Here is a 25,449-nt window from a genome sequence, read left to right on the forward strand (position 1 = left end):
GAGGATTTGCCAGCGAGTCGGGAAGCGAGGCGTCGAGACCTCAAGCGGTCAGGGTAAGGGCGAGGACGAACGCAGGCAGCAGCGGAAGGAGAGCGCAAGGGCGCTGGGGTGCCTACGCCAGCGCAGAGCGCTTTAGTTCAACGTGATGTAGCCGTCCCAATTGACGGTTTGCTTTGCGTCGCTAGTCGTTTGGCATTGATCCAATTCAGATAAAAATCCATTTGGAACAATATGATAAAAATTCCCGGCGTCAACTAAAAGATTCGGCAATTGCGTCTTTTTCAAAGGCGCATTCATGGGCTGGGTGCCCGTTGCGGATACCCAATATGGCAGAGGTCTATGGGAACTATACCATGCCCCGGGGAACCCGCCGGGGTCAGTTCGCTGGGCTCGCCGCGCATGGGTTTCAACGAGCCGAGGAAGAGGGGACAGGCCTGTTCGCGGTCAGCGATCACCCGGTTCGTCTTCTGCCGTTGCGCCTGTGAGGCGAGCTGAAGACCGCCTGCGCCGGGAGAAAGACGCCAGCGCCTGCTGCTGCCAAGGCGCCTGACGACAAGCTTCATGAGCCCGGTTTCGCGCGCCGGAACGGTGGCGTCCGGGATCGTCGGCGCTGCCCGGACGACCGGCTTCTGGCTTCTCCAACCCGCAAGCCGGGCGGGCGAGCACTCCGGACGTCGTACACCCGCTAGATGCTCGTGGTGCCACGGCCCACCGGGGCCGCGGCACCACGAGCCAGCAATCAGTCGCTCGCGCCGGCGCGCACGTCGAATTCCACTTTCCAGCGCTGCGGTCCATCGTGCGGTAGCGCCTCGAGTTCGAGTGTTCCGGCCTCGGTGACGCGGGCATGCAGCCGCACGCGCACCACTTCGCCGGCGGCGCGGCCGTCGCTTGGCAGCGTCGTCTGGATCTCGTCGAGTTCCTGCAGTTCGTCGGGTTCCCAGTCTTCGAGCAGGGTGCCGACCTGGTCCTGGCGGCGAACCGACGAGCCGAAGAAGCGGAAGCGGACCTGCTCCCCGACGACCAGGCCGAATTCGAGCGCCGACAGGGCGGCTTCGGTGCCTTCCTCCATGCCGAAAGGCGCCAGGCACAGCGCCTGCACCGGCGGCTGCATGCCGGGTACGGCGGGCATCACCGATTCGACGGCGACGTAGTAGGCGCGCGCCGTGCCGCCGCGGATGCGCACGCCCTGGCCGCGGCGGACGTAGCCGTAGTAGGCGGCGCCGCGGGCGACGGCGAGGTCGAGGTCGGCGCCTTCGAGCAGGCGGGCAGCCGGCGCCTCTCGGCGGCGAGCCAGGAATTGACTGTCGACAGCGTGCGCTCGGCGAGCAGATCGGACTTGAAGACGCCGCCGTTGAACAGCACGGCGGTCGGATGCAGGAAGCTGGCGTCGGCCGGCAACTCGCCGCTGAAGCCTTCGAGATCGGCCGTCGCTGCCACCTGGCGGGCGAGGAAGGCGGCGAGGTGGCGGGTGACGGCGGCATCCTGCGCGTAGGGCAGGCCGAGCTGGGTCAGGCCGGCGCGGCCGCGACCCTGCGGGCGATCGGCGATGGCGGCCGGCGGGAAGAAGCCTTCGAGCAGGGTGGTGGCCAGTTCGTCGCGCGTCAGCTCGCTGCGGATCGAGCCGCCGATCAGCTTGGCGCCGCGGCTGGCGATGACCAGCGGCACCTGCTTGACTTCGGGATCGCTGAGCAGCGTCTCCTTGGCCGATCGGCAGGCGTGGGTCAGCGCCCGCAGTTGCCAGGCGTCGAGCTTGCTGCCTTGCGCCGACAGCTTGCCGGCGACGGCATAGGCCAGCGCCAGGTCCATGTTGTCACCGCCGAGCAGGATGTGCTCGCCGACGGCGACGCGGTGCAGTTCGAGCGTGCCTTCGCGTTCGAGCACGGCGATCAGCGAGAAGTCGCTGGTGCCGCCGCCGACATCGACGACCAGGATGATGTCGCCCGGCCGTACCTGCTTGCGCCAGCCGCCGGCGCTCTTCTGAATCCAGCTGTAGAGCGCCGCCTGCGGCTCCTCGAGCAGGATCATGCGCTCGCAGCCGGCGGCGCGGGCTGCTTCGGCGGTCAGTTCGCGCGCGGCCGGGTCGAAGGAGGCGGGGATGGTGACGACGATCTCCTGCTCGGCGAAGGGCGCGGTCGGTTGCGCCTGGTCCCAGGCGGCGCGCAGATGGGCGAGATAGCGCAGCGAAGCCTCGAGCGGCGACAGGCGGGCCACTTCCGGCGGCGCGTCGTTGGGCAGGATCGCCGCACGCCGGTCGACGCCGGCGTGGCAGAGCCAGCTCTTGGCGCTCGAAACCAGGCGGATCGGCGTCGCCGCACCGCGGCTGCGGGCCATTTCGCCGACCGCGTAGTCCTGCTCGGCGGTCCACGGCAGGCTGAGGTCGCCGGCGGCGAGTTCGCTGGCGTGCGGCAGGTAGATGAACGACGGCAGCAGGCCGATCGACTCGACCGAACCGGGGGCAGTCAATTGCGGGATCGGCAAGACATGCTGCGTGACCTGTTCGCCATCACAGGCGCCGATATCGACGTAGGAGAGGGCGCAATGGGTGGTGCCGAGGTCGATGCCGATGGAGAACCTGGGCTCGCTCATAGTTCCACCTCCGCGGGGCGACGATGCGCAGGTCGTGGCTGCCGGCGAGCCTGGGCAGGCGGGTTTCGCTCACGCGCCAGCCACGGTGGGTGATGCTGCCGTTGAACGGCGGCTGGCCGACGACGTTGCCGGTGACGCGGATCGCCGCCGCATCAAAGCCTGCCGGCAGCGTGACGCGGCTGCCCTCGGCTTCGCTGCGCACCGGGCCGATGGTGAAGTTGTCTTGCAGCACCTTGCGGCAGCCTTCATGCACGACGCGGGCAGCGGCGCCAACGTCGGCGTCGGCGTAGGCGGCAATGTCTTCCTGGATGAAATCGATCAGGCGTGCTTCGCGCTGCAGCAGACCGAGGAGTTGCAGCGCGCCGTCCGGCGCGGCTTCGACCAGCGGCGGTGCGCTCGGCTTTGCAGCGGCCGGAGCGGGGGCCGAGGGCTCGGCGCGCTGCTCGCCGGCACGCAAGGCCTGGACGCGGGCGGCGAACTGGCCATCGGCAATGATCGAGAAAAAGCTGCCAAAGGCAAGGGAGATTCTGCTCAACAGGGATGGGTTGGCTTGTTTCATGGAATGTTCCTGGTGTTTGCCGCACAGGCGGCCATGTCGGGTGTTGTCAGGCTCGGCAGCGGCTGCGCCGTGCGGCCAGGCGAGTCGAACGCCGGTTCTTCCGCGATCCGGGGTTGCTCGGGCTGGCGCATGGTAGCGATCGCCGGGGTCAGACGCAACGCCGGTCGGTGATCGTCGCCAGGGCGCTGATGAGTCTCTGGCGGGTACCTCAGGGGCGTCTGCTGCAGCGCAATATAAACCATTTTGCCGATTTCGGGTAGCGCGCCTCGCTCTCGCTGGATTGCCGGATGTGCGATTGACCGGGCATTGCCGACCCGTTACAGTGGCTTGGGCAAGGGCGCTTTCTTGCCAGGGATTCCGGGTTTGCGTACAGGGAGGATGCCGCATGAAGTCGAACCGTCGATGCCTGTCGGTCGCGCTGCTTTGCAGTGCGATCACGTTTGCCGGCCTGCCGGCGCGGGCGCAGCAATACACCAGTGATGGCGCGGTGCGTCCAGACCGCGCGCTGTCGCCGGAGGAGACCAACCCGGGACCGGTGCTGTCGCCCGGTGCGGTGCGTCCCGACCGTGCGCTGTCGCCGGAAGAGACCGATCCCGGGCCGGTGCTGTCGCCGAATGCCGTACCGCGTGACCGGGCGCTGTCGCCGGAGGAGACCAACCCGCCGCCGGTCCTCTCGCCCGGCGCTGTCCGCCCCGATCCGGCGCTGCCGCCGGATTAGTCCCCTGGCAGGCGCTGGACAAACCAGCGCGCCGTCTCGCGGGCGACCAGCTCGAACGCCGCCGCGGAATCCGGCGAGTGCGTATTCGCCGGCAGCAGCCTCAATTCCTTGCGGCAGCTGATTTCGCTCAGGGCTCGCCGGTTGCTGGCGGCGACGCGCTCGTCGTCCTCGGCGACGAGAAGCAGCAACGGCGCGGTGAGCGACCGCAGGTAAAGCATCCCGGCGAGATCGATCAGGCCACCTCGGCACACGACGGCGTAGACGTCGTGGTCGCGCAGCGCGGCAACCCGCAGCACGACCGGCGAGCAGTCGCCGGCGGCGCAGAGGCCGATCGGCAGCGTCGGCAGTTCGCCGAGCAGCATGCGTTGCTTGAGCAGCGCCAGGGCATCGAGCAGGCGCCTGGCGAGCAGCGAGACATTGCGTGGCGATCGGCGAAGCGCTCCTCGGCGTCGGTCAGCAGGTCGAGCGTCAGCGTGCCGATGCCGGCGTGCTGGAGGATCACGGCCAGCGCGTCATCGCGCGCCTCGGGGGCCGGGCCGGCGTGGGTCAGGACGACCACCGCCGAGATCTTCGCCGGCAGGCTCAGCCGGCCGTGCAGCGAGCCGTGCCCGGCGTTGATCGAGATCGCCGTGTCGCCGGGAAAGGAGATCGCTTCGGTCAACGACGCAGCAGCCTGACCGGGACGCGGCGCGGCCCGAAAGGCTTGCCGAAGCGGGCAAAGTGGCCGGCAATCATCGTCCCGCAGTGCGGACAGCGGCCGTCGCTGGGCAGGTCGTAATGGCGGATGTTGTACCAGTCACGCTCGATCAGCGCCGCCTGGCAGCCGGGGCAGAAGGTGGTGCCGCCCTCGGTGTCATGAACGTTGCCCGTGTAGACATAGTGCAGGCCGGCGTCGAGCGCGATGCGCCGTGCCTGGGTCAGCGTCGACGGCGGGGTCGCCGGCAGATCGTCCATCTTCCAGTCGGGGTGGAAGGCGGTGAAGTGCACCGGCACATCCGGCCCGAGTTCGCGCGCCACCCAGTCGGCGAGCGCCTTGATCTCGCTCGCCGAATCATTCTTGCCCGGAATCAGCAGGGTGGTGATCTCGAGCCAGCACTTCGTTTCGTGATGGATGTAGGCGAGGATGTCGAGCACCGGTTGCAGGTGGCCGCCGCACAGCTTGAAGTAGAAATCGTCGGTGAACGCCTTGAGGTCGACGTTGGCACCGTCCATGACGGCGAAAAACTCGCGTGCCGGTCGGCATGGATGTAGCCGGCAGTGACCGCAACCGTCGGATGCCGCGCTCGTGGCAGGCGAGGGCGGTGTCGATCGCGTACTCGGCGAAGATCACCGGATCGTTGTAGGTGAAGGCCACCGACTGGGCGCCGTAGGCGACCGCCGCCGCGGCGATGCCGTCCGGGCTCGCGCGTCGAGCAGGCGGTCCATGTCCTTCGACTTCGAGATGTCCCAGTTCTGGCAGAATTTGCAGGCCAGATTGCAGCCGGCGGTGCCGAAGGACAGGATGGCCGAGCCGGGAAAGAAATGGTTGAGCGGCTTCTTTTCGATCGGGTCGATGCAGAAGCCGGACGAACGGCCGTAGGTCGTCAGCACCATCTGGCCGCCGAGGTTCTGGCGAACGAAACAGGCGCCGCGCTGGCCCTCATGCAGCTTGCAGTCACGCGGGCAGAGGTCGCACTGGATGCGTTCGTCCTCGATCGCATGCCACCAGCGGCCGGGGTGGGCGGACTCCGGTACTTTCGGCTGGTGGTTCACTTCTCTTTCCATTTGCGTACTCCATAGCGCGCGAGGGTCGGTCCGCGTGCCAGAAATCGGCCGGCAGGCCGGCCTTGAGTTTCAGTTGCGCCATGAACTGGCGCGCATCCGGGAGCGATTCCCAGACCTGCGGCAGGAAGGTCGCGCGCCGTCTGCCGTAGGACAGCACCAGGCCATCGATGCCGGGCCGCAGGCGCGCCAGGGCGTCGGCCTCGTCGGTCACCGGGAAGGGTTCGGCCGGCGTCAGCAGCGAAACCTCGACGCGGGTACGAGGAAACTCCTCCTCGCTCAGGGGCGCAAAGCGGTGGTCACGGAAAGGCCGCGGCGAGCGCGTTCTCGGCGACGTCGATGGCCAGCGGCCGGTGCGCTTCAAGGCTGCCGATGCAGCCCCGCAACTGGCCGTTCTGCGTCAGCGTGACGAAGGTCGCGCCGGGCTCGGCGAGTTCCGCCACAGGCTCGACGGGGAACCCGGTGAGGCCGAAGCGTTTGGCGATGGCGTTGCGCGCCGTCACCAGCAGGGCGCTGCCGAGGCCCTCAGTGGACATGTTCGGGCTCCGCGCTGAAGGTGAAGGCGCCGTAGCCGACGACCCGCGAGCGATCGCCGGCGGTGTCGCCCGAATTGCGCAGGTCGACCAGCTCGGCCTTCAGGCCATGCCGACGTGCGGCGAGCAGCAGGCCATTGACCGGTGTCGCGCCGCAGGCCTGTTGATGATCGATGTGCGGTTCGAGGGCGACGATATGCCGCGCGGTGTTGCTGTCGGTCTCGCGCGCGAGCGCGTAGGGCAGGTAGTGGGAGAGATCGGAGCTGATCACGATCAGCGTCTCGTCGCCACCCCACAGGCATTCGAGCACCTCGGCCACCTGTGCCGCCGAGGCGCGGCCGACGGCGAGCGGCACCAGCGTGAACTCGGCGAGCACCGTCTGCAGGAACGGCAACTGCACTTCGAGCGAGTGCTCAAGGGCATGCGCGGCGTCGCTGACGACCACCTGCGGCAGATGGTCGATGGCGGCGATCGCCTCCTGGTCGATCGGGATGTCGCCGAGCGGCGTGGCGAAGGCGGCGGCGGAGGGCACCGCCAGGCCATCGACCGCGACGCGGTGCGTCGGGCCGAGCAGGACGACGCGCCGGATGCTCTGGCGCGCAGGGAAGCGAGCGGTGCATAGACGCTGGCGGCGATCGGTCCCGAATAGACGTAGCCGGCATGGGGGGCAATGATCGCCTTCGGTCGCCCCGCGCTGCAGCGACGGCGCCCGGTCGAGCATTTGCTGGAGGTCACGGATCAGGCCGCCTGGCGACGCCGGGTAGAACATGCCGGCGACCGCGGCTGGACGGATGTGGGGTGTCGAGTAGCTCATGTTCGTGCTCCTTAACGAATAGCTTAAAATTAGACCATGCCACGCTACTACGCAATCGTTCCCGCTGCCGGTACCGGCTCACGCTTCGGCGGCGACACCCCCAAACAGTACCAGTCGCTCGCCGGGCGACCGCTGATCCACTACAGCCTGGCGGCCTTGTGCCGCTGCCCGCGCATCGACCGCGTCTGGGTCGTGCTCTCTCCCGACGATAGATGGTGGCGACAGTACGACTGGACAAGCCTTGGCCACAAGCTGGAGACGGTTTTCTGTGGCGGTGCGACGCGATCCGAAAGCGTCGCCAATGGCCTGCGTGCGGCGGCGACGGCGCGCACGACGACGACTGGGTGCTGGTACATGACGCCGCTCGCCCCTGCCTGTCGCAGGCCATGCTCGCTGCGCTGTGTGACGAACTGGCCGACGATCCGGTCGGCGGCCTGCTGGCGACGCCGGTGGCCGATACGCTGAAGCGTGTCGACGATGAACAGCGGGTGGCGCGCACCGAGTCGCGCGATGGCCTGTGGCAGGCGCAGACGCCGCAGATGTTTCGCTACGGCCTGCTGACGCGGCTCCTGGCCGAGCACGCCGGCGGCACCGACGAAGCGTCGGCGATCGAGGCCGCCGGCCTGAAGCCCCGACTGGTGCGCGCCGATGCCAGCAACCTCAAGGTGACCTTTCCGGCCGACCTGCGTCTGGCCGAGATGATCCTGCAGGCGACGGCAAGGGGCGGCGAATGATCCGCGTTGGCCAGGGTTGCGACATTCACGCGCTGGTTCCCGGCCGCAAGCTGGTGCTTGGCGGCGTCGACATCCCGCATCCTGCCGGCCTGCTCGGTCACTCGGATGCGGATGCGCTGCTGCATGCGATCACCGACGCGCTGCTCGGCGCGGCAGCGCTGGGCGACATCGGTCGCCATTTTCCCGATACCGACGAGCGCGTATCGCGGTGCCGACAGCCGGCAGCTGCTGCGCGCGACCGTCGCCCTGCTGCTGCAGGACGGCTGGCAGGTCGGCAACGTCGACGCGACGATCATCGCCCAGGCGCCGAAGATGGCGCCGTACCTGCCGCAGATGGTGGCCAATATCGCCGCCGACCTGCAGGTGCCCGTGAACTGCGTCAACGTCAAGGCCAAGACGGCCGAACGACTGGGTTTTGTCGGCCGTGGCGAGGGCATTGCGACCGAGGCGGTGGTGCTGATCAGCCGCGAGGGCTGAGCGAGCGCCGAGTCACTTCGCCGGCAGCACGCGCGTCAGACGCACCGGCCGTTCGGCCTGCGCGCTGTTCGACCAGATTCGCCCGTCCATGGTCGCGCCGTCCACACTGACTGTCGCCTGCAGGTTGCCGCTATCGATGCTTACCCCGCCGGGGCTGCTGATGATTTCAAGGGCAATGTCGATGACCGTGCTCCCGTCCGGGACGATGCGGGTCGTCCCCTGGCCACGGTAGGCAATGGCATTGAGTTCGCTGGCCGAGCTTTCGCGCCAGGACCGACGATAGTCGGCCCAGTCGGCGCGGGCGCTGATGTCTACCGGCCGACTGCTGAGTGCCAACTCGCTGCCTGTTTGCCGTAGCCAGAGGGTGACCTGCTCGTCGGGCGCCAGCGCTGCCAGCCAGGCCGCTGTAACGTCCGTGGCAGACGCGGTGGCCGTGGCCGGCGGCTTTGCCGGGCGCCAGGCGTACCAGCCGCCCGCCAGCGCGAGCAGCACTGCCGCCGCCAGCAGCGGTGCCAGCCACGCCCGGCGGCCGCGACCGCCGCCGGGCGTCGGTGCGGCGATCGGCGGGGCAGGCGGCGCTGCCGGGACGACGCCGAGCGCACGCAGGTCGCTCACCAGACGCTCGACGTCGTTGTCCCAGTCGTAGGCCCGCAGCGGCAGCCAGCTGAAGTCGCCGAGGCGGTCGAACGGTGCCGGCAATTCGGCGGCTGGCGGTGGTGTCTCGAGCCCGTCGCACAGCAGTGGCACGAGATGCGCCCCGGCTGCCATGGCGGCGGTGACTTCCCGCCGGACCGGGTCATCGGGATTGGCGATGCGCAGGCGTCCACGATCGTCGGTCGCGGCCAGCAGTTGCGGTGTCAGCAACAGCAGGAGGACGGGCCGGGTCTCGATGGTGCGGGCGATCTCATCGCTCCAGTGGACGCCGCCGCGCAGGTCGTCCTTGTCGAGAAACACCTGCGCATCGCCGAACAAGGCGCCGAGATCGCGCGCCAGAGCCGTCGCCTTGTCCTTGCCGTCGGCAGTCCGGTAACTGATGAACAGCTTTGGCACGGCGATGCTATGCCTCGCCGCTGGTCAGCGACCAGGACCTTGCGCTGGCCGTGCCGGGTTTGGGCTGACTGGTAGTTCGTGCCGTCAATAAGATTACAAATGAAATTGATGCATTCTCGTGCAAGGCAAGGCGCAAACCATAGCCATAGCCGTAGCTATGGCGAGGATTTGCAACGCCGCATGGCGCGAGAAGGCGCGATTTCATGTAATTGGTTTGGCGGAACGAACTACTAGTCATCGGCGACCGGGTGGTGTTTCTTCGCGCCGTGCAGTTTCTTTTTGGCGTCTCCCTTTACGGCGGCTTTTCTGGCCTTGCCGGCAGGGACCGCTTCTGCGGACACCGGCTCGACACTGCCGGCCGCTGGCGCCACCGCGCTGCGTCCGGCGCTGGCCGGCGCGATGAACGCGTTGCTGACCCAGCCCTCGACTTCGGCGTTGGCGACCACCTCGACCAGGCTCCAGCGGTCACGCGCCTCGAGGAGGAACACTTCGGTGCCCTTCTTGAGTGCGGGGGCGACCGGTTCGAAGCTGGCGTCGGGTCCCTTGCGGATGTTCAGGCTGTTGGCGGTCACCCGGTAGCGTGCCGGGGAATCGTTCTCGCGCCCGAGGACACGGCTCTTCAGCGCCCCTAGCGGGAAAGCCGGGCCGGGGTCGGTCTTGCGGCCTGGCGCGATGTCTTCGTGGCCAAGCACGTCCTGCAAACCGTAGTGCTCGACGAGGAGATCGGCGAGTTCGATTGCGCGTTCGATCTGCACCTCGGTATAGGCATGCCATGGCGACACCGGCCCGCCATTGCGATGCGCGGCCAGCATCACTTCGTCTTCCGGATAGACCTTGCCGAACCATGCCTGGTACTGGCTGCCTACCCGCTTCAGCAGCCCGGCGTTGTCCATCTCGATCCCGATCGAGTGCGAGTTGAGGCCGACCAGCCCTGCCCACTGGCTGACGCCGGCGTGCCAGGTGACGATGTTGAACGGCGCCAGCTGGACGATTCGCCCGTCGCGGCCGAGCACGATGTGCGCCGACGCATTGCCTTGCGGCTTGCGGGTGCACAGCGACTCGACCGAACTTTCGAGCGAGCGCCCGGCCGTGTAGTGCAGCACGAGATAGCTGGGGTTCATGGCACCGCCGCGGTTGGGGGTGTCGCGATGGCTGACCTGGTCGCCGACCAGTTTGTGGTTTTCGATTCTCAGAGTCATGGGCTGTCCTCGCCGGGTTTGAGTGAGGTTGAAAGCGACGCATCGGTGACGCGCCTGGGAACGGGTGTCTATGCAGCGCTGAATCGTAGCATCATCTCTACCGGGGGCGTCCATTTCATGGTTGCGCACGCCGGCAGGCCGGTCTCGTGTTGACAAGTCGAGCGCATCGAAGGTCCGCGAGCGGCAACGCCGGCAACCACTTCTTCGATCAAGCGGCCGGGCGGGGCAGCTTCAGGCGATAATGCCGGCGCGGCGGTGGCTGTCTGGCGGCCGTGATCTGACTGCCGCAGGTCAAGCTGTAGCAGGCGAGAAGGTTTCCGGCTGCCGGGCGATCCCGCCAGCCGCGATGAGCACCCAACCGGTGGCTGGAGTTCGAATGGATCCACTGACTCATGCACTGCTCGGTGCAACGGCTGCGCAGGCTGCCCTTGGCCCGCGTCTGGGGCGCCAGGCGTGGTTGGTCGGCGGCCTCGGCGGTGTGTTGCCTGATATCGACATCCTGATCAGGAGCTCGACTGATCCCTTGCTGGCGATCGAGTACCACCGCCACTTCACGCACGCGCTGGCCTTCATTCCGCTTGGCGGCGTCCTCGCTGCCTCGCCGTGGCTGCTGCAGCAGCGCCATCGCCCCGACTGGCGGCCGCTCCTCGTGGCTGGCACCCTCGGCTATGCAACGCATGGGGTGCTCGACGCCTGTACCAACTACGGGACGCATCTGCTGTGGCCGTTCTCGCCGGTGCGCGTGGCCTGGCACTGGATCACCACCATTGGCCCCTGGCTGACGCTGATCCTCCTCGTCGGGCTGGTGTTTGCCGTGCGTCGGCGCTCCCGGGGTCCGGCGCTGCTGGCCCTGCTGCTCGGTCTTGGCTACGTCGGCCTGGCGGCCTGGCAGCGTGAGCGCGCGCTCGACGTGCAGGCGCGGATCGCCGCCGCCCGCGGGCATCCGGTAGCGCGCGCCGAGATGTTTCCGACAGTCGGTAATCCGGTGCTCTGGCGATCGGTTTACCAGTCGGGAGAGACGCTGTATACGGACCGTCTGCGTATGCTCGGCGCCGAAACGACCCTCTGGAAGGCGGGCAGCCACGTCGATCTGCTGCTCGAGAAGGACCTCTCGCCGGAGGCCAGAGCCGATCACCGCGTCCGCCGCGACTTTGCCCGCTTCAGCTATTTTTCTGCCGGCTGGACAGCGCTTGCCGGCAGCGACCCGACGGTCATCGGTGACGCCCGCTATTCGCTGCGCACCGATGCCTTCGAGCCGATCTGGGGCGTTCGCTTCCACCCCGGCGCGGCAGTGCCCACCGAGTGGGTCGACTTCACGGCGAGCAACCGCGTGCCGATCAGCGAACTGTGGCGCGAGATCAGCGGTACGGCTGTGGGTTACCGCAGCCTGCCTTCGCCTGGCAACGCCAGGTAGTTAGATGTCAGGCCGTTCGATGGCCTCGGCGCATGCAGTCGTTTGTCGCCCGCGCCACAGGGCGCGCTGAAGCCGGCTGACGTATCTGCTCGGGATTGCTTATCGACCATGAAACAGACTGGTCAAGTCAAATGAACGACATGCCACAAGCGATTGCTGAATCGGTCTTTTCCGGCCTTGAGCCGGTTGCCGTCTGGGCGCACTTCGCCAGGCTCTGCCGCATTCCGCGCCAGTCGAAGGCGGAGGGGCCGCTACGCGATGAGATTCGGCAGTGGGCGCTGGCCAAGGGGCTGGTCGTCAGGGTGGATGGCGCCGGCAATCTCCTCATCCGCAAGCCGGCCAGTGTCGGCAGGGAAGACGCGCCGGTGCTCGTCGTGCAGGCTCACCTGGACATGGTGTGCCAGAAGAACCCCGGGGTGGCACACGACTTTTCCCGTGATCCGATCCGGCCCGTTTACCAGGATGGCTGGCTGGTGGCCGAGGACACCACGCTCGGCGCCGACAACGGCATCGGGGTCGCACTGATCCTCGCGGTACTTGAGGATGCGTCACTGGTCCACGGGCCGATCGAGGCCCTGCTGACGGTCGACGAGGAGGCCGGGATGGGTGGGGCCAGGGGCCTCGAGGCTGGCGTGCTGAAGGGCCGCCTTCTGCTCAACCTCGACACCGAGCAGTGGGGCGAGTTCTTTATGGGCTGCGCCGGGGGACTGGACGTCAACGTGCGCAGGGAGGGGACGGCAGAACCGCTACCGCCCGGCTTCGAGGCCTGGCGGATCGACCTCGGCGGCCTGCGCGGGGGGCATTCCGGCGTCGATATTCACGAGGAACGGGGCAACGCGATCAAGCTCCTGGTGCGTGTGCTGCGTGACCTGGAGCGCCGCTGGCCGCTGCGTTTGGTGGATCTGAATGGCGGTTCGGCGCGCAATGCCCTGCCCAGGGAGGCGTCGGCAACGGTGGCCTTGCCGGGTCGGCAGGTCGCGACGCTGGCCGCGAGCCTGGCCTCGTGGCAGTCGCTATTGCGCCAGGAACTGCTGGGCGTCGATGAGGAGCTGCGCATTGCCTGCGCTCCGGCCTCCGTCGGACGCGTCATGTCCGCTCAGGATCAGGCGCTCTGGCTGGCGTCCCTGCATGCGGCACCGCATGGCGTCCGGCGCTGGAGCCGGCGAGTCGCCGGGGTGGTCGAGACGTCGAGCAATCTGGGCGTGGTCGCGGTCGACCCGGCCAACGGCTCGTGCAACTTCATGGTCCGCTCGCTGATCGATAGTGGCAGCAGGGCGCTCGCCGACGAGATTGTCAGCCTCTTCGCCCTGTCCGGTACGCCAGCCGAGACGGCCGGCCACTATCCCGGCTGGGCGCCGAATCCTGCTTCGCCGTTGCTCGTTCTCTGTCGGTCGGTTTTCCGGCAGGAGTTCGGCGACGAATCGCGGGTGCAGATCATCCACGCCGGCCTCGAATGCGGCCTCATTGCCGCGAGCTATCCGGATCTGGACATGGTGTCATTCGGGCCGACGATCTGCGGCGCGCACGCCCCCGGTGAGCGGGTCGAGATTGCTTCAGTCGGGCATGCCTGGCAGTTGCTGACTGCCATCCTTGCCGCTGTCAGCTCGCCAGGCGCCGAAGGTTGAACCAATCCTTCCGGAGCAGCAAGCCGACCGTTGGGGCAGCGTACAAGATCCGTATCAGGACCGATCGACGTGTGCCATGGCTGGGGGCTGCGCCGGAAGGCGGCGCTACTCGCGCGAGGAAGCCTTCTGTGCGGCGTCGGCAATGCCCTGCGCATCAGCGGCAGGCTCGGCATCGGGTTGGAGGTCGGTGGCGCGCGGGCGCCTGATACGTACTTCATGTATCCGTCGTCCCGTCGACAAGAAGCTCTTTGTCATCGATTGGGTCGAATCCCTCCACCGTTGCCCGGCTTGGTCAAGCTACCCAGCCGGGATGGAGGTGCATTGTTCAGCAATGCCTCTCTTACCGCCTGACACATCGCCCGGAATCGATGGGAAGCGCCGTGGACTGGTATTTGACCTTGGCATCAAGCTCGCTGATAATCGCGGCCGAGCGCCGGGAGGAGCGGACAGCGCCTTGTTGCGTCGGTCCGCCGGTGGCGCAGGGGTTGTTGTCAACCTGCCTCCGGGGCGGCGAGAAGTGTCCTCAGGCTGCTTTGGTTCATCACGCATCCGGCGTGATCTCGATCGCGCGGTGGCGGCGACTTTGACTTGGGAGGTAAGTATGGATCCCGCACTCTGGATCGAACTGATTGTTTTTGTCGTTCTGCTGGGCTTTTCCGGGTTTTTCTCAAGTACCGAAACGTCTTTGTTCTCGCTGAGTTCTTACCAGCTTGACCAGATGCGCGCCAGCAAGCATCCGCGCATCGAGTTGATCGAGCGGCTGCGCAGCGAGCCGCGGAGGCTGATCGTCACCATCCTGATCGGCAACGAGTTCGTCAATGTCTCCGCTTCGGTGATTTCGGCGGCGATGATCATCCACCTCTTCGGTGGCGAGAACGAGATGATCAACCTGCTGGTGATGGTGCCGATCCTGTTGCTGTTTGGCGAGATCACGCCGAAAGTGCTGGCGATCCGCAACAACGTCGCCTTTGCCAGCGTCGAGTGCCGGCCCATCGCGCTGTTCGCGCGCCTGATCACGCCCTTGCGCGAAGTGATCCGCCACGTTGCCGAGTTCTTCATCACCCTGATCGTCGGCAAACAGCGCTCGGCGGGCAATCTGGTCACCGAGGACATGATCCGCACGCTGGTGCATGATGCGGTCGGTGAGGGTGCGCTCGACACCCAGGAGGCGGCGTACATCGAGAAGATCTTCGAGTTCGGCAGCAAGTCGTTGAGCGACATCATGCGGCCGCGCTCCGACATCCAGTTCCTGTCGGCGGACTTGCCGGTGCCGGAACTGTTGGCACAGATCAAGGCCACCCGCCAGTCGCGTTATCCGGTGTATAAGGGCCGCCGCGATACCATCCTCGGGATTCTCTACACGCGCGACCTGCTCGGCGTTGATCTTGCCCGGCTGGAACGTGATTCCCAGGGCTTTCGCAAGCTGCTGCGGCAGCCGCATTTCTTCCCCGAATCAAAGCCGGCGGTCGAGCTCTTTCACACCTTCCGTCAGCGCAAGTTGTCGTTCGCGCTGATCGTCGACGAGTACGGTGGCGTCACCGGCCTGGTGACGATGGAAGATCTGCTGGAGTGTGTCTTCGGTGAGATTACCAGCCCATCTGATAGCGAGGTGGTGCCGCGGCACCTGGTGAGCGAGCTCTCCGATGGCCGGCGTGTGATCGATACGAGCATGTCTCTCGATGACTTCAATCAAGAATTCGGGGTGAAAATCGAGAGTGAGGAGGTCGAGACACTGGCTGGCGCACTGCTCGAGGCCTTTGGCGAACTGCCGACCAGCGGGGCGTCGATCGATTTCTGCCGGCTGAAGTTCACGGTCGAGGGTATCGAGCACAACCGCATTACGCGCGTGCTGGTCGAACGACTGCCGGAGGTGATCGAGCAGCCGCTGTCCGAGAGCGAACCCGGCGAGGCACGGGCAAACGGTGAAGGCGCCGGCGCGGCGCCCTTGCCCCTGGCGGTTGATGGTAGTGTGGCTGTCGAGCCGGAGCGACCGGCGGCAGATGCGCAGAAAAAGCGGGAGGGGTTGTAAATGGATGACCTCTGGCTCACTGCGCTGCTGATGATCGTTTGCCTGATCGCCGAAGGCTTTTTCTCGGGTTCCGAGCTCGGCGTCGTCAGTGCCGATCGCATGAAACTGCGCCACGACGCAGCCAAGGGCTCACGCGGCGCGCGCTTGGCGCTCGAGATGCTCGAGAAGCGGCCAGAATGGTTGCTGTCGACGACCCTGGTCGGGACCAATATCGCGGTCGTAGCCAACTCGACGATCGCCACCTCGTTGATGATCTCGCTGTTCGGTGAGGCGGGAAGCTGGCTGGCCGTGGTGCTGGTCGCGCCGCTGATCTGGGTCTTCGGCGAGATCGTCCCGAAGAGCGTCTTCCAGCAGCGCGCCGATACGATCACGCCCTACGTCATCTATATCCTGCGCTTTTTCTCGATTCTCTTTTCGCCGATCCTCATCATCTTCGTGACCCTGTCGAAGTTTCTCTCCCGGCTTGCCGGCAGCCGCGACGAGCACAACCCCTTCACCCTGCGCGAGCAGATCCAGAGCATGGTGCAGATGCCGCCACAGGAAGGCGGCGACATCCAGGCGATCGAAAAGACGATGATCCGGCGCATGTTCAACTTCTCCGAGACCTCGGTCTACAAGGTGATGGTGCCGCTGATCGACGTAAACGCGGTGGAAAAGCGCTGCACGGTCGGTGAGGCGGTGCGGTTGGCGGTTGAAAGCTCGCACGTCCGCCTGCCGGTTTACGACGGGCGGATCGACCGTGTCATCGGCGTGCTCAACACCATGGACCTGCTCGGCGTCGACCAGTCGCTGTCGATCGAGGGCTTTGTCAGCCCGACGCGCTACGTGCCAGCCAGCAAGAGCGCCGAGTCGATGCTCGTCGAACTGCGCAAGGATGGCGACGCGATGGCCGTGGTGATGGATCAGTTCGGCGGTGCCGAGGGAATCATTACCATCGAGGACATCATCGAAGAGGTGGTCGAGGACATGCAGGACGAGTACGACCGGCAGGAAAAGCCGGCCGAGTGGCTGAAGAAGCTCGGCCACCACGACTACCTGGTCAGTGCCCGTGCCGATCCGACGATGCTGATCGAGAAGCTGGGGTTGAAGCTGCCCGGCGACGGCAGCCACGAAACCCTTTCCGGCTTTCTCCTCGAGTACGCGCGAGAGATTCCCAAGCCCGGGACGATGATCGAGGTCGAAGGCATCAAGTTCACGATTCAGCGCGCGACACCGCAGGTGATCCAGGAAGTGCAGATCCGCTGGTAGCGGTGCCGCCTCTTGCCGCCGACGTGCGGTTGATGGGTGAGGTGTCCGAGACGACGCTGGAGTATGACCATGAGGTTAAAGTCCCGCTCTACGCGCCTGGGCATTCCCGAGCTTTGGCTGCCGGACGTGTAGAGCGGGGATCTTGCTGTCGATCGTGAGGCCACCGATAGACACCTGAGAGATAGACACCGGACAGACCGACGCCGGTATCCTGACTCCCGTCAGTTGGCGTCATGGGCATCGACTCCGGGTATGCCTATGAAGTTTGATTGTTCAAGTCTTGCCCCAGGGTCGAATCTCCGGCATGATTGGGCGTATGGCGATCAAGACTTCTCACTTTCCTGCTGCCGAGCCGATGAACCACGACCGCCACACCCCATCCCGATTGCCGGCTCGACGCCTTGGCGCGGCCGTCTGCAATTAGGGCGGGCATGGGATCGCTGCTACGCATAGTCCGCCAGCTCCTGCATGAGGCGGCACGGGACTTGGCGCCGACGCTGATCGTCGTCGTCATTTTCCAGGTATTTTTCATCCAGCGCATGCCGGAAAGTCCGGCGGCGCTGATCGGCGGCTTTGCCGTCGTTCTCCTCGGTCTGGCGCTGTTCGTCAAGGGCCTCGACGCCGCGATCTTTCCGGCCGGCGAAACCATGGCGTTCGACTTTGCCCGCCGCGGCTCGTTCGTCTGGCTGATGCTGTTCGCCTTCTGCATCAGCTTCGCCTCGGTCGCCGCGGAACCGGCGCTGATGGCGGTGGCTTACAAGGCCGAGGCGGTTTCAGGTGGCAGCATGGGTGCACTGACTCTGCGCATGGTGGCGGCGCTCGGTGTCGGTCTGGCGGTGGTGGTCGGTGTCTGGCGAATCGTCCTCGGGCATTCGATCGGCAACTATCTGATTCCGGGCTATCTGGTGGTCATCGTTCTGACGGCGTTTTCGCCGCCGCAACTGGTTGGCCTGGCGTTCGACTCAGGTGGTGTCGTCGCGTCGACGGTTACCGCACCGCTGCTGACCGCCCTTGGGGTCGGGCTGGCGACCAGTATCCGCGGCCGCAACCCGATGCTTGACGGCTTTGGTCTGATTGCCTTTGGTGCGCTGGCGCCAATGATCATCATCCAGCTCTACGGCATCCTGTTCTTTGTTCCCGCGGCCGCCGGCACGTCAGTGGTGATGATGCCGAGTGACGACCAGCACAAGTATGCGGCACTCGAGATGCTGATCGACTTCCTGATCATGGTCAGGAACCTGCTGCCAATCATTGCCGTTGTACTCTTCTCCAGTTTCGTCATCCTGCGGCGGCCTCTCGCCGACCCCAAGGGCCTGGCCGTGGGCATGGTGCTGGTCGCGGTGGGACTCTTCATGTTCGACGAAGGGCTGCAGGTGGGGCTCTTTCCGCTCGGCGACGAGATGACCAGCGGCCTGATGCGTGACGGTGTTGCCATGTGGGTGGTCTATCTGTACGGTTTTTTGATCGGTTTTGCCACCACGATGGCGGAGCCCGCGCTGATCGCCTTATCGATCAAGGCCGACGAGGTCAGTCTCGGGCAGCTCAAGGGTTTCTGGCTGCGTTCGCTGGTCTCCGTCGGTGTCGGCGTCGGTATCGTCATCGGCTGCGCCCGCATCATCGACGGTACCAACATCGCCTACTGGCTGATCCCGGGCTACCTGCTGGTGCTTGCCATGACCAAGTTCGCACCGAACTTCATCGTGCCGATTGCCTACGACTGTGGTGGCGTGACGACCTCGACGGTGACCGTCCCGCTGGTGACGGCGCTTGGCGTCGGTCTGGCCGAACGGACGCCGGGTCGTGACCCGATGATCGACGGTTTTGGCCTGATTGCTTTCGCCTCGCTGGTGCCGATGATCATCGTCATGTCCTACGGCATGCTGGCCAGCTGGTTGCAGCGCGCGCGGAAATCTGTCAAGGAGAAAAGCCGATGAAGTTCTCTGCTGTGGTGCTGATCGTTCCGGAAGAAGACGAGAACCGGGCGGTCGAGATTCTCAAGGAGGCCGGCGCGACCGGGATAACCATTCTCAAGGGCAAGGGGCTTGCGGCACAACGAGCGCAAGACCTTTCTCGGTCTGGGCCTGGAGCGCAAGGAGTCGTTGCTGCTGTGCGTCGTGGAAAAGCAGCTGGCGATGCGCATCCTGCGCTCGGTCAAGATGCAGATGAAAATGGACCTGCCGGGCGGTGGTCTGGCGTTTTCGTTGCCGCTTGGCAGCGTCGTCGGCATCGGGCTGGCGCAGATGCAGGCCTTCCGGCGCGAAGTCGAGGAGGATCTGTGAGCGGCCCGCGGCGATTCACCCGGCAGCTTGCCGATTTCTGACCACGATCATTGACTGAAGGAGTGCTTGCCATGTTGGTTGCCGGAATCATGAAGAAGAAGGTCGTCACCATCAGTCCGCTGGCCACCGTACGCGAGGCGCTGATGATGATGAAGGATCGCGGCGTCAAATCGCTGGTAGTGGAAAAGCGCCACTCCGGCGACGCTTACGGCCTGATCGCCTATCGTGACGTCGCCAGGGCGGTGATCGCCGAGGACGGCGACATCGATCTGCTCAATGTCTATGACATCGCCCAGAAGCCGGCGCTGCAGGTGTCGCAGCACCTCGAAATCCGTTACCTGGCACGCCTGATGATCCAGTATTCGGTGAAGAGTGTTCTGGTCATCGACAATAACGAGTTGCAGGGCTTCGTCTCGGACACCGATGTGGTGAGCAGTCTCATCCACCGGGCTGCCGACGAACGCTAGCCGCGCATGGAAAAGATCGTTCACCGTTATGCAGCGCACTTCCCGCGCTGGTGTCAGGCCTTCGGTGACCACGTTCCCGATCCCGGCGGCGAAGCGCGGGCGGTGGAGTGGCTGGTGGGCGCTGACTGCGTTGGTGTGATCGTCCTGCCCGAGATTCGCCACCGGTTGACGCATGAACTGTTGGGGTCGAAGACGCCCGAACTGGAGTTCGGCGCACGCTCGCTGCGGCTCAATCAGCGGGACTACAAGGAAGTAACCGTTCTTGGCCATCCCGGCTATGCCGCCTTGCGCGAACTGCTGTTCGGCGTAGACGAAGCGCATATGTTCCTGACCTACCACCTGATTTATCCTCCGGGAACCCGGATCATCACCGTCTCGCGCAAGCCACCGTTGCCGCTGCTCTACAAGGAGATGGCGCCGCTGCCTATCAGTGTCAGGGATTGAGGTCAGGGTCAGCATGCTGACAGGAGCCGACCGCAGGGCTTGTTCGCGACGGTTGCGGTGTGGTTCAGGCAGCTTTAATGCACCTGGTCCAATGTGCGGGGTCCGGACTGATGTAGGATCCGGCAGCACAGCCTGTGTGACACGTGCAGAACCGGCACATCTGACATGGCGCTGCGGCTTGTCGGTCATGTGATCGCCAAACCCACCACACAAGATCTACCCGATGACGACTGAAGATAGCCGGCCCCACTACGAATTCTCGGAAAAGTACGATTCCGAACATGCTCGAAGGTACTTCGAGAAGCACAACTCAGGTTTCTGGCGGCGGCTCTCGAACTGGCGCGAGATCGACATGGCGCGCAAGGCGCTGGTGATCGCCGGCCGCCCCCGCTCCGTGCTCGACCTGCCCTGCGGCACTGGGCGGTTCTGGTCGTTGCTGGCCGAGGAGCCCGAGCGAAGGATCTACGCTGCGGACAACAGCCGCGACATGGTTGACGTCGGCATGGACCTGCGTCCGCCAGCGGTGACTGCACGCATCGAGAAGGCTTTTCAGTGCTCGGCCTTTGCCAGCGGCTTGCCGGACAATTTCGTCGACTGTGTCTTCAGCATCCGTCTGCTTCACCACATCCAGAAGAGCGAGGACCGCGTGCTGATGCTGAAGGAGTTTGCCCGCATCAGCTCAGACACCGTCATTGTCTCACTGTGGGTCGACGGTAACTACCGTGCCTGGCGGCTCCGTCGGAAGCACGAGAGGCGTGCGCGCCAGGGCGTCAGCGAGGCGCCGCGCGACCGGATTCTCCTGTCACAGAGCCTGGTCGAGAGCGAATTCGCCGCCGCAGGGCTCGATGTCGTGGGCCATGTCGACTTCATCAAGTACTGGGACAAGTGGCGGGCTTACGTGCTGCGGGTGCGGCAAGCCTGAGCGCTGAGTGATGAAGGATTACGTCGCCGAACGCTGGCGTACGGTACTGGCCGCGGGCAAGCTGATGGACTTCGATGCCCTGTGGCAGCTTGAGGCCGGCTGGTTTGAGGAGCCCAACCGGCGGCGAGGAGGTTGGAGTGGCGTGTCGTGCTGCGAACTCACGCTGCCGGATGGCGGTGCGCGGATGATCTTTCTGAAGCGTCAGGAGAATCACAAGACCTTCTCCTGGATTCACCCGGTCGATGGCATTCCAACTTTCGAGCGCGAATTCCAGCGCATCATGCACTATCGGGCCTGTGGCATCCCTACCTTGGAGCCGGTCTATTTTGCCGTACGCCGGCTTGGCCAAGGACACCGTGCAATTCTCGCTACCGAGGCGCTGACAGGTTTCGTCTCGCTGGAGGAGCAAGTGCAGGGCTGGCTCAGGGGAGGGGTACCCCCGCGAGTTGTCCGGATGCCTGTTCTCGACGCCGTCGCCGGCTTGCTGCGGCAGATGCATGAGCATCGGATGCAGCACAACTGCTTCTTCCCGAAGCACGTGTTCACCCGGATCAACGGCGACGGTAGCGTCGAGGCTCGCGTCATTGACCTTGAAAAGTCGCGCTGGCATCCGTCGAAAACAGCCTGTGCGCTGCGCGATCTCTATTCTCTGACGCTGGACTCGCTTTGCTGGAGCCGTACTGATCGCATGCGTTTCCTCAAGTCCTACCTCGGCATAGCACGCCTGACACCCTATGCGAAATCGCTGTGGCGACGGATCGCTGCCCACGCGCTCAGCAAGAACCGCATCCACGCCCCGGCGTCCGTTCTGTCGGTCAGGGGCGGCCAAACCTGATTTGACGATCAGACGGGTATCACGCCAGCCGTCAAGCCGTTCTCTGGCCTGCCGATCAGCGCCAGGAGGACCGGCCGCTTTCTCCAAACGGGAGGTTGTCGCATGAACTGGTTCCACGAACTTTCGTCGCTCGAGCTTGCCTTCTTTGTTGTCGGTGTGACGATTGCCGTGGCGATCGCCGGCCTCGCACTGGTCGCACCGCGTGTGCGGGTGTCGGGTCTGCACGCGCGCTTCGACAACGCTACGATCACCGGCCTGCTGTCGGCGCTGATCGGGGTCTATGCGGTTGCGGCTGGCCTCACGGCAGTGGCGGTGTGGGAAAACATGGGCGAGGCGGCCGCCGACGTGGGGGCGGAGGCTGCCGCCATTGCCGTGCTGTACCGTGATCTCGGCGGCTACCCGCAGCCGCTGCAGAATAAGACCAGGCAAGCGCTGACGGCCTACACCGAGTACGTCATCAACCAGGAATGGCCGCTGCACCAGAAGGGTGAGCTGCCCAAGAGCACGTACCAGGGTATCGAAGAGGCGCGGCAGGCAGTCCTGGCATTCGAGCCCACGACCGAAGGTCAGAAGATCATGCATGCGCAGGTCGTGCGGTCCTATAACCGGCTGCTCGAAACCCACTGGCGGCGCTTGCAGGCGTTTACCGACACCGCCTTGCCGGTTGAACTGTGGGTCGTCGTGATCCTGCTCGGCGCGCTGGCCATCGCGTCATGCTTTCTGCTGCGCGTCGACACTTTCGCGCTGCATGCAACGATCACGATGCTCGTTGCGGCGCCGATTTCGCTGGTCCTGTACTTTATCGCGGTGAGCGATCACCCGTTCCAGGGCGGCATCAGCGTCTCTGCCGAGCCTTATCGCGCCGTGTTCGAGAAGCTCATGGTGACGGATCAAGCCACGGATTCAGCCCGCCAGCAGTGAGGTCATCCGGCAAACGCCTGCGGCGGTCGAGAGTGGCCGGCCCGGGGCCGTTGGCTGCGCGCTTCGCACAACGCTACTTGAGCAAGCGCCGCCGCGTTAGCCCGGTGGCGATGCAGAAGCTGACGCCAGCGACCACTACCAGCGCCGTCAGATGAAGGCCGATATCGTCGGGAATCCGGCCCAGCAGCAACGGGCGCGCGAGCTGTACCGCGTGCGCCAGGGGCAGCCAGGCGGCAACCGTCTGGACCATTGCGGGCAACTGCTCGGTCGGGAAAAACACGCCGGAAACCAGCAGCATCGGGGTGATGAACAGCGTGAAGTAGTACATGAAGAAGTCATACGACGGTGCCAGGGCGCAGACGATCAGGCCCATGGCGGCAAAGGCGAGACCCGTGAGGAAGATGACCGGCAGCACCCACAGCGCCAGCGGCCAGGAAACCAGGCCGAGTGCGCCGATGACGAGCAGGATCGCCAGCCCGGCGAGCAGGCTCTTGCTCGCAGCCCAGACCAGTTCGCCGGTCAGCACGTGGTCGAGCGAGAGCGGCGTGTTGAGGATCGCGTCCCAGGTTTTCTGGACATGCATGCGCGAGAAGGCCGAGTACAGCGCCTCGAAAGTCGCCGCATTCATCGTGCTGGCGACGATCGTGCCGGCAGCGAGAAAGCGCACGTAGTCTACCCCTTGCACCTGCGGCAGCAGGCCGCCGAGTCCGTACCCGAGGCCGAGCATGTAGATCAGCGGGTCGGCGAGATTGCCCATGATCGAGGGGATGGCCAGCTTGCGCCAGACCAGGAAGTTGCGCTGCCATACCGGCAGCCAGCGCAGGCCGGGGCGGGGCAGGGCAAACCACTCGTGGCGCACGATCCTAGTCCCGGAGATCGCGCCCGGTCAGCTTGAGGAAGACATCCTCGAGGCTGGCCGCGCGATGGACGTAACGCAAGCCCGAAGCGGAACCGGTTTCGCCGGTAAGCGCGGCAAGCAGCGGCGCGGCGTCGTGGCAGTAGAAGAAGGCGGTATCGCCGGCCATTTCCAGGCGCTCGCCAAGGCCCTGGCGGGTGGAGGCCCAGGCCGCGGCGCCTTCACCGAAAATCTCCACCACCTGCGGCTCGATGTGGCTGGTGATCAGTTCCCGTGGCGCGCCTTCGGCAATCAGCCCGCCGTGGTCGAGAACTGCCAGGCGGTCGCAGAGGCGTTCAGCCTCGTCCATGAAATGTGTCGTCAGGATCAGCGTCTTGCCTCCCACCATCAGGCGCTTGAGACGTTCCCAGATCAGGTGGCGTGCCTGCGGGTCGAGGCCAGTCGTCGGTTCGTCAAGAAAGATGATATCGGGGTCGTTGACCAGCGCGCGGGCCAGCGTGAGTCTTCTCTTCATGCCGCCGGACAGCGACTGAATGCGCGCGTTCGCCTTGCCGGTGAGGCCGGCGAAATCGAGCAGACCAGGGATACGAGCGCGCATCACGGCGTCCTTGATGCCGAAGTAGCGACCGTAGACCAGCAGGTTCTCGCTGCTGGTGAAGTCGGGGTCAAGGTTGTCGAACTGGGGGACGACGCCCACCCGGGTGCGCGCCGCTTCCGCTTCGGCCGGAACCGGCCGCCCGGCGAGGTGGATGTGGCCCCTGTCAGGCGTCGTCAGACCGAGACAGCAGCGCAAGGTGGTCGTCTTGCCGGCGCCGTTCGGGCCAAGCAGCCCGAAACAGGTGGCGGGGGGCACCACGAAGTCGATGCCGGCGACGACTGTTTCGCCGGCATAGGACTTCCACAAGCCATTGACGTGCAGCGCCGCGCCGCGGACCGAGGCTGCGGCCGCGTTCAGGCCCGTCAGTGACGCCATGCGCGGCTGACGATTTCGCGGATCACGTGCAGGCGACGGTGGAAGAAGTGGTCGGCACCGGGGACAACGATCACCGGCAACTCCAGTGGCTTGGCCCATTCGATCACGTTCGCCAGGGGCACGGTGGCGTCCTCGGAGCCGTGGATGACGATCGTGTCACCTGGTACGGCCTTGGTATGGTAACGGCGCGCACCCTCCACGAACCCCGAGGCAGTACCGACGAGCACCAACCGTTGGGCGGGATGGCCGGACGCGAGCAGGGCTTCGGCCACCCGCGTCTGGACGTAGGCGCCGAAGGAGAAGCCGGCCAGCGCCACCGGCAGGTTGCCGTAACGGCACTTCGCTTCCGCCAGCACGGCCAGCAGGTCGTCGGTCTCACCCTGACCATCGTCGTGCGTTCCTTCGCTCTGACCGACGCCGCGAAAGTTCGGGCGCAGCGCAACATAATCCAGATGGTTGAAAGTACGCGCCAGAGTCTGCACCACCTTGTTGGTGTTGCCGCCGCCAAACAGCGGGTGCGGGTGCGCGATCAGCGCGATCCCGCGCGGCGCGCCGGGATTCTCGACGATCAGGTCGATCTTGCCGACCGGTCCGTCGAGCAGCAGTTGTTCCGGGTGCAGTTTCATCGCTTCAGATGCTCATCGCAAGTCAGATGCGCAGGCGGTCGACGACGCGCCCGTGGACCAGGTGCTCCTGGATGATTTCCTCGATGTCTTCGTTGTCGACATAGCTGTACCAGACGTCTTCCGGATAGACCACCAGCACCGGTCCGCTGTCGCAACGGTCCAGGCAGCCGGCCTTGTTGATGCGCACCTTGCCAACGCCCTTGAGACGCAGTTCGCCGATGCGGTCCTTGGCATAGGTCTGGGCGGCCATCGCGCCGGCGTTGTTGCAGCAGGTTTCCCCCTCGCCCCGCTGGTTGCAGCAGAAAAACACGTGATGCTTGAAGTAGCTCATGGAAGCGGTTCCTCCGGTTGGGTTGCGTGCTGCGGCGCTCGATTCTAA

At 65.5% G+C, this 25,449-nt stretch carries 25 protein-coding genes and 4 pseudogenes; 15 read left to right on the top strand and 14 right to left on the bottom strand.

The features are described 5' to 3' along the window. Positions 1–739: 739 nt before the first annotated feature. From V5B44_RS08515 to V5B44_RS08525, 3 genes and pseudogenes are all read right to left on the bottom strand, one after another. A pseudogene (locus V5B44_RS08515) lies at positions 740–2,586 on the bottom strand (Hsp70 family protein). After that, positions 2,504–3,145 carry a DUF2760 domain-containing protein gene (locus V5B44_RS08520; RefSeq protein WP_332358653.1) on the bottom strand — a complete coding sequence of 214 codons (642 nt, stop codon included), beginning with the start codon at positions 3,143–3,145 and terminating at the stop codon, positions 2,504–2,506. Before V5B44_RS08520 ends, V5B44_RS08515 begins: the two are co-directional and overlap by 83 nt. Next, entirely contained in the window at positions 3,142–3,387 is a 246-nt protein-coding gene (locus tag V5B44_RS08525; RefSeq protein ID WP_332358654.1) for a hypothetical protein, read from the bottom strand. The genes V5B44_RS08520 and V5B44_RS08525 overlap by 4 nt, the downstream gene beginning before the upstream one ends. Before the next feature lie 143 nt (positions 3,388–3,530). Here V5B44_RS08525 and V5B44_RS08530 point away from each other — a divergent pair, with 143 nt between their 5' ends. Beyond that, entirely contained in the window at positions 3,531–3,863 is a 333-nt protein-coding gene (locus tag V5B44_RS08530) for a hypothetical protein (RefSeq protein ID WP_332358655.1), read from the top strand. Here the strand turns inward: V5B44_RS08530 and V5B44_RS08535 are convergent. Further along, positions 3,860–4,225 (bottom strand): hypothetical protein, encoded by a 366-nt coding sequence (locus V5B44_RS08535; protein ID WP_332358656.1) that lies wholly within the window; start codon positions 4,223–4,225, stop codon positions 3,860–3,862. The two genes, V5B44_RS08530 and V5B44_RS08535, sit on opposite strands and share 4 nt — an antisense overlap. Before the next feature lie 3 nt (positions 4,226–4,228). On the opposite strand from V5B44_RS08535, the gene V5B44_RS08540 reads away from it, so the two are divergent. Then, on the top strand, positions 4,229–4,540 hold the full coding sequence (locus tag V5B44_RS08540) for a hypothetical protein (RefSeq protein WP_332358657.1): 312 nt from the start codon (positions 4,229–4,231) through the stop codon (positions 4,538–4,540). Here the strand turns inward: V5B44_RS08540 and amrS are convergent. From amrS to amrB, 4 genes and pseudogenes are all read right to left on the bottom strand, one after another. Continuing rightward, positions 4,521–5,627 (bottom strand): annotated as a pseudogene (amrS, locus tag V5B44_RS08545) (AmmeMemoRadiSam system radical SAM enzyme). The gene V5B44_RS08540 and the pseudogene amrS overlap by 20 nt on opposite strands. Continuing rightward, the gene (amrA, locus tag V5B44_RS08550) at positions 5,518–5,988 is read right to left on the bottom strand and encodes an AmmeMemoRadiSam system protein A (protein WP_332358658.1); all 471 of its coding nucleotides are present in this window, start codon (positions 5,986–5,988) and stop codon (positions 5,518–5,520) included. Before amrA ends, amrS begins: the two are co-directional and overlap by 110 nt. Then, a complete protein-coding gene (locus V5B44_RS08555; protein ID WP_332358659.1) occupies positions 5,924–6,160 on the bottom strand; it encodes an AMMECR1 domain-containing protein in 237 nt (78 codons plus the stop codon). The genes amrA and V5B44_RS08555 overlap by 65 nt, the downstream gene beginning before the upstream one ends. Further along, positions 6,150–6,971, bottom strand: a complete 822-nt coding sequence (gene amrB, locus V5B44_RS08560) for an AmmeMemoRadiSam system protein B (protein WP_332358660.1) — start codon at positions 6,969–6,971, stop codon at positions 6,150–6,152. Before amrB ends, V5B44_RS08555 begins: the two co-directional genes overlap by 11 nt. Before the next feature lie 36 nt (positions 6,972–7,007). Between amrB and ispD the strand changes: the two are divergent. After that, a pseudogene (gene ispD, locus V5B44_RS08565) lies at positions 7,008–7,705 on the top strand (2-C-methyl-D-erythritol 4-phosphate cytidylyltransferase). Further along, positions 7,702–8,182, top strand: a pseudogene (gene ispF / locus V5B44_RS08570) (2-C-methyl-D-erythritol 2,4-cyclodiphosphate synthase). Before ispD ends, ispF begins: the two co-directional pseudogenes overlap by 4 nt. A gap of 12 nt (positions 8,183–8,194) precedes the next feature. Here the strand turns inward: ispF and V5B44_RS08575 are convergent. Both V5B44_RS08575 and V5B44_RS08580 read right to left on the bottom strand, forming a co-directional pair. Beyond that, on the bottom strand, positions 8,195–9,232 hold the full coding sequence (locus V5B44_RS08575) for a TIR domain-containing protein (protein ID WP_332358661.1): 1,038 nt from the start codon (positions 9,230–9,232) through the stop codon (positions 8,195–8,197). 230 nt (positions 9,233–9,462) lie between these two features. Next, a complete protein-coding gene (locus tag V5B44_RS08580) occupies positions 9,463–10,431 on the bottom strand; it encodes an N-acetylmuramoyl-L-alanine amidase (RefSeq protein WP_332358662.1) in 969 nt (322 codons plus the stop codon). 376 nt (positions 10,432–10,807) lie between these two features. Here V5B44_RS08580 and V5B44_RS08585 point away from each other — a divergent pair, with 376 nt between their 5' ends. The 11 genes from V5B44_RS08585 (at position 10,808) to V5B44_RS08635 (ending at position 22,615) form a co-directional block, all read left to right on the top strand. After that, on the top strand, positions 10,808–11,845 hold the full coding sequence (locus tag V5B44_RS08585) for a metal-dependent hydrolase (protein WP_332358663.1): 1,038 nt from the start codon (positions 10,808–10,810) through the stop codon (positions 11,843–11,845). Positions 11,846–11,976: 131 nt separating this feature from the next. After that, complete coding sequence (locus V5B44_RS08590; protein WP_332358664.1) at positions 11,977–13,470, top strand: aminoacyl-histidine dipeptidase; 1,494 nt, start codon at positions 11,977–11,979, stop codon at positions 13,468–13,470. Positions 13,471–14,071: 601 nt separating this feature from the next. After that, on the top strand, positions 14,072–15,499 hold the full coding sequence (locus V5B44_RS08595) for a hemolysin family protein (protein WP_332358665.1): 1,428 nt from the start codon (positions 14,072–14,074) through the stop codon (positions 15,497–15,499). Beyond that, a complete protein-coding gene (locus tag V5B44_RS08600) occupies positions 15,500–16,747 on the top strand; it encodes a hemolysin family protein (RefSeq protein WP_332358666.1) in 1,248 nt (415 codons plus the stop codon). A gap of 431 nt (positions 16,748–17,178) precedes the next feature. Continuing rightward, positions 17,179–18,681, top strand: coding sequence for a DUF1538 domain-containing protein (locus tag V5B44_RS08605; protein ID WP_332358667.1), 1,503 nt, complete (start codon positions 17,179–17,181; stop codon positions 18,679–18,681). 108 nt (positions 18,682–18,789) lie between these two features. Beyond that, positions 18,790–19,026, top strand: a complete 237-nt coding sequence (locus V5B44_RS08610; RefSeq protein WP_332358668.1) for a hypothetical protein — start codon at positions 18,790–18,792, stop codon at positions 19,024–19,026. 71 nt (positions 19,027–19,097) lie between these two features. Further along, the gene (locus V5B44_RS08615; protein WP_332358669.1) at positions 19,098–19,493 is read left to right on the top strand and encodes a CBS domain-containing protein; all 396 of its coding nucleotides are present in this window, start codon (positions 19,098–19,100) and stop codon (positions 19,491–19,493) included. A 6-nt stretch (positions 19,494–19,499) separates the two neighbouring features. Further along, entirely contained in the window at positions 19,500–19,937 is a 438-nt protein-coding gene (locus tag V5B44_RS08620; protein ID WP_332358670.1) for a hypothetical protein, read from the top strand. Positions 19,938–20,160: 223 nt separating this feature from the next. Further along, positions 20,161–20,859 carry a class I SAM-dependent methyltransferase gene (locus V5B44_RS08625; RefSeq protein ID WP_332358671.1) on the top strand — a complete coding sequence of 233 codons (699 nt, stop codon included), beginning with the start codon at positions 20,161–20,163 and terminating at the stop codon, positions 20,857–20,859. A 10-nt stretch (positions 20,860–20,869) separates the two neighbouring features. Next, entirely contained in the window at positions 20,870–21,694 is an 825-nt protein-coding gene (locus V5B44_RS08630; protein ID WP_332358672.1) for a lipopolysaccharide kinase InaA family protein, read from the top strand. Between the two features lie 168 nt (positions 21,695–21,862). Then, positions 21,863–22,615 carry a hypothetical protein gene (locus V5B44_RS08635; protein ID WP_332358673.1) on the top strand — a complete coding sequence of 251 codons (753 nt, stop codon included), beginning with the start codon at positions 21,863–21,865 and terminating at the stop codon, positions 22,613–22,615. Between the two features lie 73 nt (positions 22,616–22,688). On the opposite strand, the gene V5B44_RS08640 is transcribed toward V5B44_RS08635, so the two are convergent. The 4 genes from V5B44_RS08640 to V5B44_RS08655 are packed head-to-tail and all read right to left on the bottom strand — an operon-like array spanning position 22,689 to position 25,401. Then, positions 22,689–23,474 (bottom strand): ABC transporter permease, encoded by a 786-nt coding sequence (locus V5B44_RS08640; protein ID WP_332358674.1) that lies wholly within the window; start codon positions 23,472–23,474, stop codon positions 22,689–22,691. A 4-nt stretch (positions 23,475–23,478) separates the two neighbouring features. Continuing rightward, a complete protein-coding gene (locus V5B44_RS08645; RefSeq protein WP_332358675.1) occupies positions 23,479–24,444 on the bottom strand; it encodes an ATP-binding cassette domain-containing protein in 966 nt (321 codons plus the stop codon). Continuing rightward, positions 24,432–25,070, bottom strand: a complete 639-nt coding sequence (locus V5B44_RS08650; protein ID WP_332358676.1) for an alpha/beta hydrolase — start codon at positions 25,068–25,070, stop codon at positions 24,432–24,434. Before V5B44_RS08650 ends, V5B44_RS08645 begins: the two co-directional genes overlap by 13 nt. A gap of 22 nt (positions 25,071–25,092) precedes the next feature. Next, entirely contained in the window at positions 25,093–25,401 is a 309-nt protein-coding gene (locus tag V5B44_RS08655) for a (2Fe-2S) ferredoxin domain-containing protein (RefSeq protein WP_332358677.1), read from the bottom strand. Positions 25,402–25,449: the final 48 nt, after the last annotated feature.

Source organism: Candidatus Accumulibacter necessarius (genome assembly GCF_036625085.1).

Excerpts from the sequence above, each read along its gene's own strand:
- V5B44_RS08620 (WP_332358670.1), top strand. The coding sequence starts at position 19,500 with ATGGAAAAGATCGTTCACCGTTATGCAGCGCACTTCCCGCGCTGGTGT.
- V5B44_RS08645 (WP_332358675.1), bottom strand. The coding sequence starts at position 24,444 with ATGGCGTCACTGACGGGCCTGAACGCGGCCGCAGCCTCGGTCCGCGGC.
- V5B44_RS08530 (WP_332358655.1), top strand. The coding sequence starts at position 3,531 with ATGAAGTCGAACCGTCGATGCCTGTCGGTCGCGCTGCTTTGCAGTGCG.
- V5B44_RS08520 (WP_332358653.1), bottom strand. The coding sequence starts at position 3,145 with ATGAAACAAGCCAACCCATCCCTGTTGAGCAGAATCTCCCTTGCCTTT.
- V5B44_RS08655 (WP_332358677.1), bottom strand. The coding sequence starts at position 25,401 with ATGAGCTACTTCAAGCATCACGTGTTTTTCTGCTGCAACCAGCGGGGC.
- V5B44_RS08615 (WP_332358669.1), top strand. The coding sequence starts at position 19,098 with ATGTTGGTTGCCGGAATCATGAAGAAGAAGGTCGTCACCATCAGTCCG.
- V5B44_RS08535 (WP_332358656.1), bottom strand. The coding sequence starts at position 4,225 with ATGCTGCTCGGCGAACTGCCGACGCTGCCGATCGGCCTCTGCGCCGCC.
- V5B44_RS08600 (WP_332358666.1), top strand. The coding sequence starts at position 15,500 with ATGGATGACCTCTGGCTCACTGCGCTGCTGATGATCGTTTGCCTGATC.
- V5B44_RS08595 (WP_332358665.1), top strand. The coding sequence starts at position 14,072 with ATGGATCCCGCACTCTGGATCGAACTGATTGTTTTTGTCGTTCTGCTG.
- amrB (WP_332358660.1), bottom strand. The coding sequence starts at position 6,971 with ATGAGCTACTCGACACCCCACATCCGTCCAGCCGCGGTCGCCGGCATG.
- V5B44_RS08625 (WP_332358671.1), top strand. The coding sequence starts at position 20,161 with ATGACGACTGAAGATAGCCGGCCCCACTACGAATTCTCGGAAAAGTAC.
- V5B44_RS08555 (WP_332358659.1), bottom strand. The coding sequence starts at position 6,160 with ATGTCCACTGAGGGCCTCGGCAGCGCCCTGCTGGTGACGGCGCGCAAC.
- V5B44_RS08650 (WP_332358676.1), bottom strand. The coding sequence starts at position 25,070 with ATGAAACTGCACCCGGAACAACTGCTGCTCGACGGACCGGTCGGCAAG.
- V5B44_RS08580 (WP_332358662.1), bottom strand. The coding sequence starts at position 10,431 with ATGACTCTGAGAATCGAAAACCACAAACTGGTCGGCGACCAGGTCAGC.
- V5B44_RS08605 (WP_332358667.1), top strand. The coding sequence starts at position 17,179 with ATGGGATCGCTGCTACGCATAGTCCGCCAGCTCCTGCATGAGGCGGCA.
- V5B44_RS08590 (WP_332358664.1), top strand. The coding sequence starts at position 11,977 with ATGAACGACATGCCACAAGCGATTGCTGAATCGGTCTTTTCCGGCCTT.
- V5B44_RS08630 (WP_332358672.1), top strand. The coding sequence starts at position 20,870 with ATGAAGGATTACGTCGCCGAACGCTGGCGTACGGTACTGGCCGCGGGC.
- V5B44_RS08525 (WP_332358654.1), bottom strand. The coding sequence starts at position 3,387 with ATGGTTTATATTGCGCTGCAGCAGACGCCCCTGAGGTACCCGCCAGAG.
- V5B44_RS08585 (WP_332358663.1), top strand. The coding sequence starts at position 10,808 with ATGGATCCACTGACTCATGCACTGCTCGGTGCAACGGCTGCGCAGGCT.